At 63.3% G+C, this 15,028-nt stretch carries 10 protein-coding genes; 4 read left to right on the forward strand and 6 right to left on the reverse strand.

The annotated features are described in order from the left end of the window. Positions 1-62: 62 nt before the first annotated feature. From AOP73_RS09765 to AOP73_RS09780, 4 genes are read left to right on the forward strand one after another with little or no spacing between them, the layout of a single operon-like run. A complete protein-coding gene (locus tag AOP73_RS09765; protein ID WP_061965422.1) occupies positions 63-1,397 on the forward strand; it encodes a glutamine synthetase family protein in 1,335 nt (444 codons plus the stop codon). 33 nt (positions 1,398-1,430) lie between these two features. Next, complete coding sequence (locus AOP73_RS09770; RefSeq protein WP_061965424.1) at positions 1,431-4,430, forward strand: bifunctional [glutamine synthetase] adenylyltransferase/[glutamine synthetase]-adenylyl-L-tyrosine phosphorylase; 3,000 nt, start codon at positions 1,431-1,433, stop codon at positions 4,428-4,430. Next, the gene (locus tag AOP73_RS09775; RefSeq protein ID WP_061965426.1) at positions 4,427-5,299 is read left to right on the forward strand and encodes a hypothetical protein; all 873 of its coding nucleotides are present in this window, start codon (positions 4,427-4,429) and stop codon (positions 5,297-5,299) included. Before AOP73_RS09770 ends, AOP73_RS09775 begins: the two co-directional genes overlap by 4 nt. A gap of 45 nt (positions 5,300-5,344) precedes the next feature. Then, positions 5,345-6,958, forward strand: a complete 1,614-nt coding sequence (locus AOP73_RS09780; protein WP_061965428.1) for a hypothetical protein — start codon at positions 5,345-5,347, stop codon at positions 6,956-6,958. A gap of 10 nt (positions 6,959-6,968) precedes the next feature. Here the strand turns inward: AOP73_RS09780 and AOP73_RS09785 are convergent, their stop codons facing one another. The 6 genes from AOP73_RS09785 to AOP73_RS09810 form a co-directional block, all read right to left on the reverse strand. Continuing rightward, positions 6,969-7,874, reverse strand: coding sequence for a sugar ABC transporter permease (locus AOP73_RS09785; protein WP_061965430.1), 906 nt, complete (start codon positions 7,872-7,874; stop codon positions 6,969-6,971). Next, positions 7,874-9,466 carry an ABC transporter permease subunit gene (locus AOP73_RS09790; protein ID WP_061965432.1) on the reverse strand — a complete coding sequence of 531 codons (1,593 nt, stop codon included), beginning with the start codon at positions 9,464-9,466 and terminating at the stop codon, positions 7,874-7,876. The genes AOP73_RS09785 and AOP73_RS09790 overlap by 1 nt, the downstream gene beginning before the upstream one ends. A gap of 99 nt (positions 9,467-9,565) precedes the next feature. After that, positions 9,566-10,831: a sugar ABC transporter substrate-binding protein gene (locus AOP73_RS09795; protein WP_061965434.1), complete on the reverse strand. Its 1,266-nt coding sequence runs from the start codon at positions 10,829-10,831 to the stop codon at positions 9,566-9,568. Positions 10,832-11,119: 288 nt separating this feature from the next. Next, a complete protein-coding gene (locus AOP73_RS09800) occupies positions 11,120-11,995 on the reverse strand; it encodes a carbohydrate kinase family protein (RefSeq protein ID WP_061965436.1) in 876 nt (291 codons plus the stop codon). A 1-nt stretch (position 11,996) separates the two neighbouring features. Next, positions 11,997-13,052, reverse strand: coding sequence for a LacI family DNA-binding transcriptional regulator (locus AOP73_RS09805; RefSeq protein WP_061965438.1), 1,056 nt, complete (start codon positions 13,050-13,052; stop codon positions 11,997-11,999). A gap of 35 nt (positions 13,053-13,087) precedes the next feature. Next, positions 13,088-14,743, reverse strand: coding sequence for a glycoside hydrolase family 13 protein (locus tag AOP73_RS09810; RefSeq protein WP_061965440.1), 1,656 nt, complete (start codon positions 14,741-14,743; stop codon positions 13,088-13,090). Between the last annotated feature and the right edge of the window lie 285 nt (positions 14,744-15,028).

Below are 15,028 nucleotides of genomic sequence, written 5' to 3' on the forward strand. Positions count from 1 at the left end.
ATCCGTCGGCGCGTCCCTGGTCACGTTACACAAACGACACGTGAGTACGGCAAGATGGGGGCATGGATAAGCAGCAGGAGTACGTGCTTCGCAGCGTCGAAGAACGGGATATTCGATTCATCCGCTTGTGGTTCACCGATGTGCTGGGGATTCTCAAGTCCGTGGCAATCGCCCCCGCGGAGCTCGAGAACGCGTTCGACGAGGGGATTGGCTTTGACGGCAGCGCCGTTGAGGGACTGACCCGCGTCTACGAGGCGGACATGCTCGCCAAGCCGGACCCTTCGACGTTCCAGATTCTTCCGTGGCGGGGTGAGCGACAGGGTGCCGCCCGCATGTTCTGCGACATCTACACGCCCGATGGCGAGCCGGCACTGTCCGACCCGCGCCAGGTGCTTAAGCGCACACTCGACAAGGCGTCCAAGCTGGGTTTCAGCTTCTACACGCACCCCGAGATCGAGTTTTACCTCTTCAAGCCGCTGGAGGAGGGCAAGCTGCCCAAGCCCATCGACCAGGCCGGCTACTTCGACAACGTGCCGCGCGGCACGGCGCACGAGTTCCGTCGCACCGCGATCACGATGCTCGAGAACATGGGTATTTCCGTCGAGTTCAGCCACCACGAGGCGGGACCCGGTCAGAACGAGATCGATCTGCGTTACGCGGACGCATTACAGATGGCCGACAACATCATGACGTTCCGCATGGTCGTCAAGGAGGTGGCCCTCGAGCAGGGGCTGTTCGCCTCGTTCATGCCCAAGCCCTTGGCCACCGGGCCCGGCTCCGGCATGCACACTCACATGAGCCTGTTCGAGGGCGACAGGAACGCCTTCTTCGAGGCGGGCGCACCCCACCAGTTGTCCCCGGTGGCACGCCAGTTCATGGCGGGAATCCTCAAGCACGCCCCGGAGATCACCGCGATCACCAACCAGTACGTGAACTCGTACAAGCGGCTGTGGGGCGGTGCCGAGGCGCCGTCGTACGTGTGCTGGGGCTCGAACAACCGCAGCGCGCTGGTCCGCATTCCTACGCACAAGCCGGGCAAGGGACAGTCCACCCGCGTCGAGTACCGCGCGATGGACTCCGCAGCCAACCCCTACTTGAGTTTCGCAGTCATGCTCGCCGCCGGCCTGAAGGGCATTGAGGACGGTCTCGTGCTGCCGGACGGCGCTGAGGACGACGTGTGGGAGCTGTCCAACTCCGAGCGTCGCGCCATGGGCTACGAACCGTTGCCAGCGTCGTTGTCGGACGCCGTCGACATCATGGAGCGTTCCGAGCTCGTAGCCGAGACCCTGGGCGAGCGGGTGTTTGACTTTGTGCTGCGCAACAAGCGCGCAGAGTGGGACGCCTACCGTGCTCAGGTGACGCCCTACGAACTCGAGCAGTACCTTCCCGTTCTCTAATCCGGGACTCGCCATCCACCATAGGGTGAAGTCATGAGTTCCAGAGAAGTCTCGCTTGCCACCCAGTTGCGGCGCGCCGGCGTGCTCGATGCGGCACGGGTGGAGTCCCAGATCGAGCAAATCAACGCGATCACGGGGACGTATCTTGAGGATCCAGCACACGCGCTGTCGTATCTCGCGGATCCCGATGCTGGAGTGCTGCAGTTGCTGCGCCTTGCCGAATCGGCTCGCGACAGCGGCAACCTCGACGCCCTCGTAGCGCTGCGCGGCACCGAGGGCGGCGCCAAAATGTCGGTGTTGCTGGGGGGGTCCCTCGCGCTCGGCGACTTCCTGATCCGTCACCCTGACTTCGTGGCTGACTTCGGCAACCTGCCCGTGGGGGAGAAGTTCGCCGACATCGACGTGCGTGGCATCGTGCTGCGCGGCGTAGGCGCCGATCCGGAGGCCGAGGTTCCCGTCGCGACCATCACCGGTGCAGCGGGACAGGCAGCAATGCGCGTCGCGTATCGCCGTGTGCTGATGCGGGTGGCGGCGGAGGATCTCTTTGCGAAGGTGCCGACAGGAATCATGCACGAGGTGGGCAGCGTCCTTGCGGACCTCGCTGGTGCCGCGTTGGAGGCGGGCTTAGCCCTCGCGCGGGCCGAGTATCCGGCACACGACGCCACCCGACTGTGCATCATCGGGATGGGCAAGTGCGGGGCGCGAGAACTGAACTATGTGTCCGACGTGGACGTAATTTACGTGGCGGAGCCCACCGAGGGGCACTCGGACGAGGCGTCGCTCAAGGTGGCCGGGAAGTTGGCCAACTACGCCGCGCGGGCGTGTGACACCCCAGGTATCGAGCCGGCGCTGTGGGAAGTGGACGCGAATCTACGTCCGGAAGGTGGCGATGGCGCGCTCGTCCGCAACGTGGCGTCGCATCGGGCGTATTACGAACGCTGGGCGGAGACCTGGGAGTTCCAGGCACTCTTGAAGGCGCGGCCCATCGCCGGCGATCTCGAGATCGGCGAGCGCTACGTCGACGAGTTGGCGCCGCTGATTTGGAGCGCCGTTGAACGTGAGGGATTTGTCGAGAACGCGCAGGCAATGCGCCGACGTGTCGAGGAGCACGTGTCGCGTGCGGAGGCTGACCGTCAGATCAAACTTGGACCCGGTGGTCTGCGGGACGTCGAGTTCACAGTGCAGCTGCTGCAACTCGTGCACGGTCGATCCGATGAGTCACTGAGGTCACGGAACACTCTGGGAGCGTTGTACGCGTTGCGATCTGGAGGATATGTGGGCCGCGTGCAGGCGGCGACCATGGAGCGTTCGTATCGTCAGCTGCGGGTGTGGGAACACCGCCTGCAGATGCGCAAGCTCAGCCGGACCCACTTAATGCCCGCGACGGACGAGGGCAAGCGTGTCCTGGCGCGGGCATCGGGCTTCGCGACCGTCGAGTACATGGAGGAGGTCTGGCATGACGTTCGACGCGAAGTGCGTGCCATGCACCTCGAGATGTTCTATCGCCCGATTCTTCCCGTCGTCGCACGCCTGAGTGCCGACGAGGCCGCGCTTGACGACGATGCGGCGCGTGCCCGTCTGACCGCCGTGGGCTTTGGCGATGCCACCGGCGCGCAGCGGCACATTGCGGCGTTGACCGATGGCGTGAGTCGCCGGGCATCTATCCAGCGCCAATTGTTGCCTGCCATGATCGGCTGGTTCGCCCAAGGTGCGGACCCCGATGCCGGCCTGCTCGCGTTTCGCCAGCTATCCGAGCAACTCGAGAACGCGCAGTGGTATCTCAAACTGCTGAGGGACTCCCGCACGGCCGCAGAACGGCTCGCGCGTTTGCTCTCGACCTCTGGCTATGTCACCAAGGCGCTCCTGATCTCCGCGCAGGACATCACGTGGCTCGACAACGATGACGACCTCGCGCCTCGCGACCCCGCGCGGCTGTGGGGCGAGGCGGACGCGATTCTGAAGCGTTCCGCAGATGCCGAACAGTGCATCACTGCGCTGCGAGGGATGCGCCGTCGCGAACTAGCTCGCACCGCCGCCGCGGATGTCCTGGGGCTACTTGACTCCGTCGACGCGGCGAAGACCGTCACGATGGTGGCTGATGTGCTGATTGACGGCGCGCTACGCATTGCGATGGAAACCGTCACCAAGACCAAGGGTCTCGACGCCCCACCCATCACCATGGCCGTGATCGCGATGGGTCGCTATGGCGGGCAAGAGATGGGCTACAACTCCGACGCCGACGTGCAGTTCGTTTTTGATGGCGAGGGACAGGACGCCCAATCGTTTGCTCAACAGGTCGCGACCGAACTGCGCCGACTGCTGCAGACCGTGGGCCCGCAACCTGGCCTCGAGATTGATGCCGACCTGCGCCCCGAGGGAAAGAATGGCCCGTTGGCCCGGTCGCTGGAGAGCTGCCGCGAATATTACGGCCGCTGGTCCGACCCGTGGGAGGCGCAGGCCTTGCTGCGCGCCCGACCGTGCGCGGGAGACGATGACCTGCGCAAGCGATTCGTCGACGCGATCGATCCGGTGCGCTACCCGGAGGAACTGCCCGCCTCGGCACTCAAGCAGATGCGTTCGCTTAAGGCGCGAATGGAGAGCGAGCGGCTCCCTCGCGGTGTGGACCCCCGCAGGCACGTGAAACTGGGCCCCGGCGGCCTCTCGGACGTCGAGTGGAGCGTGCAACTTCTGCAGCTTCAGCACGCGCACGAGCATCCCGCGCTGCGCACCACGGTCACTCTCGAGGCGTTGAACGTAGCGGTGACAGAGGGGCTGGTCGAGGTCAACGACGCCGATGTTCTCGCCGAGGCCTGGAAATTCGCGACCGACATTCGTGGCGCCCTCGCGCTTCGCGGCGTGGGCAAGCGTACCGATGTGCTCCCCAACGACATTCGTCAGATGAAGGTGCTCGCCGACATCATGAACGTCCGGCTGACCGGCTCTGAGCTCGACGAGCAGTACACCCGCGCGTCACGCAGGGCCCGGCTCGTGACCGAGCGAGTGTTCTTTGGCTGGATCGAGGACGACCGATGATCGCGCGCACCATCATCTCAGCCATTTCCATCGTCCTTGGGGCGCTCCTGGTGGCGACGTGGGCTGTGAGCCAAGTTGCCGTGACGGCGGTCGAGGACGGTAGTGCCGTCGACAGCATCGCGGCAGCGGTTTTCGACTCTCCCGAGGCAGTGGGGGACATGAGTGACGACCTTGGCGACGCGGCTGTCGACGCGATCAGTGACAACGGGATCAACATCGAGGCACTCGGGCTGGACGGGCCCATCCGAGACCAGGTGACGTCGCTCGTGCAGTCAGACGAGTTCGCGACGGAAGTCCAGCGGCAGGTGGCGGATTCGCATGAGCAATTCGCCGATGCGCTGACTGACGAGGCGCGTGCGCCTGGACCCATGATCCTCATGTTGGACGTTTCTCCGATGGTGAATGATCGGCTCGACCAAGTTCCTGTCGTCGGCTCCTTGATTCCCGATCTCACCCTCGACCCCATTCCCGTCGAGGTGGTTAGCACTGAAGTCACCGAAGATGCGCGCACGGCTTTCGGATTCATGGAGTTTGCCGCCGCCTGGTTCCTCTGGGCTGGCATTGCATTGATGGTGCTCGGCCTGCTGATTTCCGCGCGCAAGCGATGGTTCATCTCCAAGACCCTGCTCGCGGTCGGTGTGCTGTCCCTTGGGGTGTGGGCGTTGCTGACCTTCACCTCACCGCAGACCATCGCGAGTTGGTTCCCCGGCGGCGAAGATAGCAGTGTGGGCACCATCGTTGTTCAGACCTTCACTGCGGAGGCCGCACCGCCGATCGCCAGCCGTATGTTGTGGTGGGCGATCATTTCCTTGGCGGGATCTGCGATTTTCGCACTCGTTGCCGCTGGTATGCGGCGCAAAAAGGCGTAACCTAACGTCCATAGAGCACCCCCTAATCTCGCATGGAGTCCGACCGTGAAACTTTTCCGCACCATAGTGTCCGCATTCCTCGTGCTACTTGGAGTGATGCTGATCGTGACGTGGGCCTTCGCGTCCAAGTCCGCTGAGGCGGTCGAGAACGGCGAGGCAGCGGCGAACCTGACGGACAAGGTGCTGTCGTCGCCCGCGGTCGCAGACCTGGTGGCGACCAAGGCGCAGGAAGAAATTGTCAGGTCTGTCGAGGAGCAGTTCGACAACGACCTGGTGAATCTTGCGCTGGGGCTCGCCGCGGGTCCAATTCACGACGCGATCGAGACTGCCATCTCCTCCGACTTCGTCAATGATGCGGCCCGCGCCGGTGCCGGTGAGGTCCAGACGAGGCTCGTCGCTGCGATGACGGATCCGGACCGTCCCTATGGGCCGCTCGAACTCACCATCGACGTCTCTCCTCGCATCAACGACCGCCTGGACCAGGTGCCGCTGGTCGGTTCGTTCATTCCAGACGTCACGGTGCCGTCCGTCAGCGTCGAGGTTGTTGATGCAGCCACATTCGAAGACGTGCGGTCTGCGTATGGGGTGCTGCAGTGGGCCGCCACCTGGTTCATTTGGATTGGCCTCCTGCTGATCGCCGTGGGGGTATTTGCTTCCCCTCGTCGCCGCTGGTTCCTGTCTCGTGCCATGCTCGTGGCCGGAGTCGTGGTGCTCGCCATCGGTTACACCGTCAGCGCGATCGGCGCGAGCTCCATCGCGAACCTGATGCCGGGTGGGTCCGAGGGCGGTTTGGGTGTGGTGGTCAATGACCTCCTGTCCGACACCGCGATTCCGCCCATCGCCGACGTTCTCATCACGCTCGGGTTTGCGGCTCTCGTTCTAGCGCTCGTCGCGGCCGTGGCCGTGCACTATGGACCGCGCTTGCGTACCAAGTACGACGAGAGTCGTGCCAAGAATGGGGAACCGCTGGTGAACGGGCAGGCCGCGGCTACCCCGGCCACCTCCTCGACGGTCGAGTTGGTCCCAGCGACCGTCGGAGCGCCGGCGGATTCGGCGAGTGCTCCTCGGTCGGTTCCCGCGAGCATCTCCACGTCGATTCCCACGGCGGTTCCCGCGCCCGACGAGACGACCGGACACCCGCGGGACGATGACGATTTTGAGTTCGAGGAGTACGACGTGCAAGGCTCAAGCTCGGGCGCGCCCACCGACGACCCCGAATCCGCTCACGTCTCGCCCGCTGCTGCCGAACCGGAGTCGACAGAGAGCGTCGTGACGCCTGAGAGTTCCGCCCCGACGGCCGATGCAGCGGCGACCCCGGCGGCTAGGCCGGCCAAGAAGCCAGTGGCGAAGCGCAAGCCCGCAACGGCATCGGCCGCAAGGAAGGCGCCGGCGAGAAAGCCCGCGGCCAAGAAGGCTCCTACCGCGAAGTCCGCGTCCGCGACTGCACAGAAGTCCTCGGCCAAGGCCCCCGCGGCCAAGGCATCGGCTCCCAAGAAGCCGGCCGTCAAGAAGGCTCCAACGACGTCTACTAAGGCACCCACGACGGGCACGTCGTCCACGCCGGCTGCGAAGAAGGCCGCGCCCAAGAAGCCTGCGACGCGCAAGCCTGCAACGAAGAAGGCGGCCCCCAACAAGGGTGAGCCGCCTACCTCCGCCTAGCTGTTGAGCGCTACTTGACGGCTCCGGCCGTCAGTCCCGACACGATGTAGCGCTGCAGGAATAGGAAGAGGATCACCACGGGAACGGCGGCCATCACGGCACCCGCGGCGAACTGACTCCAGTCTGCGTAGTTGGGGTTCGAGACCATGCGGAAGAGTCCTACCGCGAGTGTCTGTTGATCGCTGTCGACCAGGATGACCGACGCAATGACGTAGTCGTTCATTGACGCGATGAAGGACAGTAGTCCCACGACGGCGAGGATGGGCGCGACGAGCCGCAGGATGATCGAGAAGAACACGCGGGCGTGACCCGCGCCGTCGATTTTCGCAGCCTCATCGATTTCCTTAGGCACCGTGTTGAAGAAGCCGTACATCAGGTACGTGTTGACCCCGAGCGCACCGCCCAGATAGACCATGATCAGACCAGCATGGGTGTTGAGCCCGATGGCGGGGAAGATGTCGCCAATCTTGGTGAGTAGCAGGAAGATCGCGACGACGGCCAACAGTTGAGGGAACATCTGTACCAGCACGATCGTGAGCAGACCGGTGCGGCGGCCTGTGAAACGCATGCGGGAGAACGCGTACGCGGCCAGCGCGCCCAAGAAGACGGCGAGCACCGCAGTAGTGAGCCCCACGACGAGTGAGTTGATGAACCAGTCCTTGAAGGGGTACTGCGACGACGTCAGCAGGCGTGTGTAGCTCGCGAAACTGGCCTCCTGAAAGAGCTGGTTGGATCCCGTCAGCGTGCCAAAGGGCTTGAGCGACGTGGAGACGATGTACGCGAGCGGAAACAACGCGAACAGCGACAAGAACACGGCAACAATATGGCGCCAGCCGGTATCCCGGAACCAGCGCCCAAGGTGGAACGGGCGGCGACGCTTGGTGGCGGTCGTGGTGACCTGAGTGGTGGTGCTCATTAGTGGATGTCCTCCAGCGTCTTGGTCCTGCGGAAGCTAATGATGGAGACGGTCGCGACCACCACAAAGATGATGATCGAGAACGCGCTGGCGAGCCCGTAATCGCGTTGCTGGCCGGTGAAGGCCACCTTGTAGACGAGCGAGATCAGGATGTCTGTGTGTCCCACGGGTATGTCCGCGTCGGATATTCGAGGACCACCACCCGTCACCAGGTAGATCACGTTGAAGTTGTTGAAGTTGAACGCGAAGGTCGCGATCAACACCGGGGCAACGCTGACGAGCAGGAGAGGAAGCTTGATCTGCCGGAAGACCTGCCACGGGCTGGCTCCGTCAGTCCTGGCTGCCTCCTGAATTTCCTCAGGAATTGACTGCAGCGCCCCGAGGGTCACCAGGAACATGTACGGGAATCCCAGCCAAAGGTTCACAATCAGCACGGCGACCTTGGCAAGCGTCGGGTCGGTGAGCCACGGGATGTTCGCGCCACCCAGCAGCACGTTGTTGATGAAGCCAAAACTGGTCGAATACATGCCCGACCACACCATCGCCCCCAGGAAGGCGGGGAACGCGTAGGGGAGCACCATCATGATGCGATAGATCTTGATGCCACGCATCCGCGGGTGGTTGAACATGAGTGCCATGAACAGGCCGAGAGCGAATGTGAAGAGCATCGATAACGCGGCGAAGACGAACGTCCAGATCATCACGCTGACCAGCGGCCCGCGAATAGATGAGTCGGTGAAGGCTCGCTCGAAGTTCTCGAAGCCAATGTTGATGGTCCAACCGGGCAGGAGTTCGGCTCCCTCCGCGGATTCGAAGGAGCCATTACCTTGGTCGGTATAGACCACGCCGGTGGTGCCGTTCGTTAGTGTGTCCGCCGACTCGTCGTAGAGCAGGTTCGACACGTACTGGTAGCCGCTCGAGCCGTCGAGCGTGCGGATTGATCCGTCGGCAGCATCGTCGGAGACGGGGACCACCAGGTTGAATACCTGGTCCTGAACCTGCAGCACGTCAGCAAACTTAAGAGTGGTGTAACCGTCAGTTGCAACCGCCTTGTCATCCTCGAATGTGGCGTCGACGGGGGCGAGGGGAGTCTCGGAGTCACCCACCAGTGCGTCCCCGGCGGGGTCTGTCACCAAGAAGCCTAGGCCGTTGGGGCCGTCAACCACGGTGAGGGGATAGGAGGCAGAGTCGGGGACCCGCTCCTGGTTCTGGCTCAGCAGCGACTGGATGGCGTCGTCCTTGTCCAGGATGTGACCGGTGGAGAAGTTAGTAAAGGCGATGTAGAAGGTGTAAATGATGATGAACACCTGGAAGATCAGCAGGAACACGAGGCCCGGAGTGATGTACTTCGCGGGAAGCATGCGCTTGTTCAGGTAGATCACGTCTATCGCGATCGTCAACGCAGCCGCTGCGGCGACAAGACCCCAACTTCCCTGGCTCGCGAGCGTGAACATGAGGAATGCCATGATCGCGTTGAAAGTCGAGAGCAGGATGATCTTGATGACCAAGGGGCCAATCCGGAAGGAGTTGAACTTGAGTCGCTTCTCGGGTGCGCTATGCGGCGCGGGGGTCTCGACGCTGGTGTTCGTCATTGAACTAAATGTCCGTTCTCGTCAGTGTGTTCGAGCGGTGACGCATCGAGCCGGGGCGAACCCAGTGCGGGTTCACCCCGGCTCAATGTGATGCTGGGACTAGCCTGCGATCGCTGCTTCGACGTCGCTGGTCAGCTTGGTCCAGGTGGAGTCCGGGTCAGCACCGTCGAGGATGGCGGCCTCGGCGATTCCCCAGTACTGCCAGACCTGACCCATGGCGGGAATGGCGGGCATGGGGACGGCGTCGGTTCCGGCGGCGAGGAATCCACTCACCAGCGGGTCCGCCGCGGCGGTGTCAGCGGCAGCCTTGAGTGCCGGCAGGATCTTGCCGGACTCGTAGAGCGCCAGCTGGACATCTTCGGTGCCAATGTAGTTCACCAGGAAATCGTTGGCGGCAACCTTGTTCTCGGAGTACTCGTTGACAAAGAAGCCCTTGACGCCTGCGAAGGGTGCTGCGGCAGACGGTCCAGGTGCAGGAACGGCGTCAACGGCCACGTTGATGCCCGCCTCGGTCGCTGCGGTGAGGTTCCACGGTCCCGTGAGCCAGAACGCGGCGTCTCCGGACGTGAACTTCTCCTTGGCAATGTCACCAGTGATCTCGGTGCTCATGTTGCCTTCCTTGCCCTGCTCGCCCAGCCACTCGGCAAACTGGTCTCCGTCACCGAGCTTGAGCTGGGTGGGGTCGTAGCTGCCCGCGTCATCGCGGCCAAAGACGGGTGCATCGAAGGACGTCTGGAACGGGTACAGGTGGTACGGGTTGCCCTCTGCGCCCTGCTCAACAACGAATGGGTACTCGGCGCCGGCGGCCTCGCCCTTGGCGATCATGTCGTCGTAGTCGCCGGCGGCCTCGGGAACGAGGTCGGCGTTGCGGAGTACCGCGAGGTTCTCCACCGCGTAGGGGAGCTCGTAGACGGTTCCCTCATAGGTCGACGCGTCGAGGGCGACCGGAAGGTAGTCGTCGGCCTTGTCGCCCAGCTCGAGGGGAGCGACCACGCCATTGGCGGTGAGCTCTCCTAGCCAGTCGTGTGCGCCCATGGTGATGTCCGGGCCGGAGCCGGAGTTTGCCTGCTGGATGAAATCGTCCTTGAGGGTGGCGTTGTCGCGACCCACGATCTCGACGTGGACACCCGTCTTGGCCTCATAGTCTGCTGCGGGCTGCGCGAGGGCGTCGGCGCGCTCCGAGTCAACCCACACGACGAGGTCGGCGCCGCCTGCGGCGGGGGAGGTGCTCTCCATGGCCGACGACGAGGGCTCGGGGCTGGTGCTGGTGGCGGTGTCATCGGTGCTGCTCGAGCATGCGGTGATGAGCAGGCCGGCGGTGACGAGTACTGCCCCCAGGCCTAAGGACTTCTTTGTCTTCAACATCGGTGTCTTCCTTTTTGCTGTAGTTGACGGAGGGCCACCTCGCTGAAGGAATTCAACGGCGAGAGACCCTTCTCTCGACTCACACCGGAATGCAAGCGCTTACAGAGTAGCCCGACGTTTACGATGCGCGCAACCTCGGAAGGTCACGGTTCGGTATCCGTGCCAATGGTCGTGGAATTCGTGCGTAAAGTTCCCGGTATTCGCTCGGATGTGGCAGGGGTTGATCAGTTCTGAACTGTGACCGCTCCCAGCCAGATGATGCGGCGTGCGCCGCAACTTATCGAACGCTTACATCTCCAGCGATGCGCACAAATGGCGGCTCGAGAGCGCGCGAGTGGCTTGATTGGAGCCCGCCTTGAGCATGGTGGCGAGAGTGTCGCCCCGAAGCCGCGCGGCGAGGGCACCCGCGACGAAGGCGTCGCCGGCGCCGTTGGTATCTATGACATCGGCGAGTGGTGCCGCGCATTCAACGACGTGGCCGTTCATGTCCATCCCGATCGAACCTGCAGCGCCGCGCGTCACGATCGCGAGCTCGGCGCCCTCGTCGATGCATCGGCGCAAAAACGCGTGGATGTCCGCCAGTCGTTCGTGACTGGCGACGACCACGTTGGCCGCACGTAGAAACGGTAGTTGAAAGTCACTCGAGCCATCCCAGTCGTGAAGGTCAACCCATACTTCCGCGTCTATCTCTTGTGGATCGGCAGCGAGCGAGGACCCGGGACTGGCAAGATCCAAGACCACGGCGGCCGCGCCCTGCATTGCTGCACGCGCGACGTCGAGACCGGATTCATGACTGGCAGGAGGTTCATCGACGTAGAGAGATACCCGCTCGCCCGCGTCATTCATGAGATTGACGTGGCTCTCCGTGACTCGTGCAGCGGGCATTTCGACAACGTGGACGCCAGCGCTGCGCAGGGCCTCCCGCACGCGACTGCCGTTGTCGTCGTTGCCAATCGAGGCGACCAACGTATGAACCACCCCAAGGTCAGCGAGATGCACAGTCTTGCCTGCGGATGTGCCGCCTAGAGTCCACCAGTGATCCATGGCGAATTGCATGTGCGGTGTAGGGCTTGGAAGCTGATCCAGCACGATGATGTGGTTCCATGTCGCGGGTCCGATCACGACCACACGGGGGCTGGCGACGCTCTCGTGCCCCACCACCATCTCAGTCGCTACTTACCGGAGTCGGGGAGGACGTTGACTTTCGCACGACGAGGTCGTGAGGGAGGTAGGTGTTGTCCGGCTTGGGCTTAGCAGTGCCGGACTCAATCTCGGCGAGCAGCACGTCCACGGCGCGCCGTCCCTGGGCTTCTGGATGCTGGTCGATGGTCGTGAGTCCAAAGAAGCCTCCCAACTCATGGCCGTCAATGCCGATGACTGAGAGGTCGCCAGGGACGGACTTGCCGAGGTCCCGTGCTGCGAGGATGGCGCCTATGGCCATCTCGTCCGATGCGGCGAAGACTGCCGTGGGATGCACGCGAGGGTCGCCAAGAAGTTGGAGCGTTGCGTCGTATCCGCCCGCGATGGTGAAGTCGGCAGATCGCACCATGAGTGGCTGTATCGGGATTCCAGCTGCGGTGAGGGCACCCTCGTACCCGTCGCGACGGTTCGATGGCAGGTGGAAGTCGAGTTCGAAGTCTGGGTTACCGCCAATATGAGCAATCTGCGTATGGCCGAGTGCAATCAAGTGATCCGTCGCGAGGCTTGCGATAGCTCGGTCGTCGACGCTCAGGGTGGGCACCCCAGGGAGCGGACCGCCCAGGCCCACGACGGGCTTGTCCAACCGGCGCACGTGGTCCAGTTCCTCTTGCTCGAGTTCGAGGCTGATGGCCAGCAGTGCGTCGACGCGCTTGCGCTGAAGGAAGTCCTCGAAGAGCTGTCGTCGACGTGGGTTGGAGGCGTGAGGCAGGTCGCTACCGGGGTTGGTGTCCAGCAGGTACAGAGTGAGGTCGTAGCCCGAATCCGCCAAAGCGCGCTGGGCGCCCTTGAGGACGGTGGTGTAGAACCAACTTGTCAAGATGGGTGTGACCACGCCAACATTGCGAGTGCGGCCAGAGGCGAGGCTGGACGCCGCTGCGGAGACGACGTAACCAAGCTCTTTGGCTGCGGCCTCAACTCGCACGCGGGTGGCGGGGGACACGGAGTCTTTGCCGGCCAATGCACGCGACACGGTAGCCGTCGAGACTCCCGCGAGTTCCGCGACCTTCTGAATCTTGGTCATGACCGCCCCTTAGCTGTGTGGTGCGAACGTGCAGATTATGTGCGCACCCACACCGTAGTGTCTGCCGGAAGCGTATCGGTGATGGGGGAGGATGTGCCAAGCACCTCGCCAGCGGGCAACGAAACTGGCTCGCCATCAATGTTTGCGAGGACTGTCACCTCGCCCACCCGGAAGCCGATGCAGCCGTCGGGGGCGTCGTCAAGCCATTCCAGTGTCGCCATGGCCGTGCCAAACTCTCGCCGTAGCGCCAACGCGGTCGTGTACATCTCGAGCGTCGAGTCGGGTACACCCACCTGGGCATCCCGGGCAAGGTCGCGCCATGCCTCAGGTTGCGGGAGCCAGGCGGCACCCGTCGTCGAGAATCCGTAGGCGGGAGCATCGGCGTTCCAGGGTAGGGGTACCCGGCAACCGTCTCGGCCATAGCGTTCTCCGTTGGTGCGGAAAAAGGTAGGGTCTTCGCGGGCCTCGTCGGGCACGTCGATCGCCTCGGGCAGCCCCAACTCTTCCCCTTGGTAGATGTACGAGCTGCCTGGAAGTGCCAACATGAGGAGCGTTGCGGCGCGGGCGCGACGCAGGCCCTGGACCGGGTTGGGTAGGCCGATGCTGCGGGGGCCCAGCCCGTGACCCTGCGGATTGTCGGCACTGAGAGAAAGCCGAGTGGCGTGACGAACCACGTCGTGATTCGACAGTACCCAGGTGCTGGGCGCGCCCACGGCCGCGAATTCGCTGATCGAGAGGTCGATGATCTCGCGCATGGCAGCGGCTTCCCAGGGCGTCTCGAGGTACGCGAAATTGAAGGCCTGGTGCATTTCGTCGGAACGCACCCATTTGGCCATCTTGGACAGCGGGTATACCCATGCCTCGGCAGCCAGAATCCGTTCACCCTCATAGGACTCCAGCACGCGGCGCCAGCGGCGCCACACGTCGTGCACGCCCTCTTGCGCCCAGAAGGGGGGTGTCTGAGCCTCGGATCCCATGGATCCGGCGCTCTCGTCAACCACGAAGTCTGGCAGGCCCTCCGCCTTGATCAGGCCGTGAGCTACATCCACGCGGAAGCCGTCGACTCCACGATCCAACCAAAAGCGTAAGACGTCATCAAAGCCAGCGAGGACGCCATCGTTCGCCCAGTTGAGATCTGGTTGCGAAGTGTCGAACAGGTGGAGGTACCACTCGCCGGGGGTGCCGTCCGTGTCCACGAGTCGAGTCCACGCGGGACCGCCAAAGACCGAGACCCAGTTATTGGGAGGCTCAGCGCCAGAGGGGCCCCGGCCTGGTCGGAAGATGTACTTGTCACGCTCGGGCGAGCCCGGCGCCGCGGCTATGGCTTGCTGGAACCACTCGTGCTGGTCGGAGGTGTGATTGGGGACAATGTCGACGATGACGCGCAGACCACGTGCGTGCGCCTCGGTCACCATCTCATCGAAGTCGGCAAGGGTGCCGAAGAGCGGATCAACATCGGTGAAATCTGCGACGTCATAGCCTGCGTCACGCTGGGGGGACGTATAGAAGGGCGACAACCAGATGGCATCGACGCCTAGGGCCTCAAGTTGGTCAAGACGGCCCGTGATTCCTCGTAAATCCCCCACGCCGTCACCTGACGCGTCCGCAAAGGAGCGAGGGTAGATCTGGTAAATGACGGCGGTGCGCCACCATTCGTTGCCAGTGACCGGGGTCTCAGCGTGCGAGTTCACGTGGGCTCTTCTCCAATAGGTGGATGAGACTAAAGCGACACTTCACGCTATCGCGCTCGGGCCACCTTGCCTGATGAGAAACAGGTGCCGCGACTAAAAGTCAGATCGACACAGGACAAATGTAAACGCTTGCGTAGTTTCAATGCAAGCCGGGCTAGTCCCCCAGATGTCAGGAGTGTGGGTACGAGTAGCACAGTGGCGGCGTGAGCCGTCGGCGGATGTGCGCCTCCGGAGAGGAATGGCGCAGAGAGGAAATTGCAATCGATTGCGGGGTGGGAATCGTTC

Source organism: Demequina aurantiaca, assembly GCF_000975135.1.
GTDB lineage: Bacteria > Actinomycetota > Actinomycetes > Actinomycetales > Demequinaceae > Demequina > Demequina aurantiaca.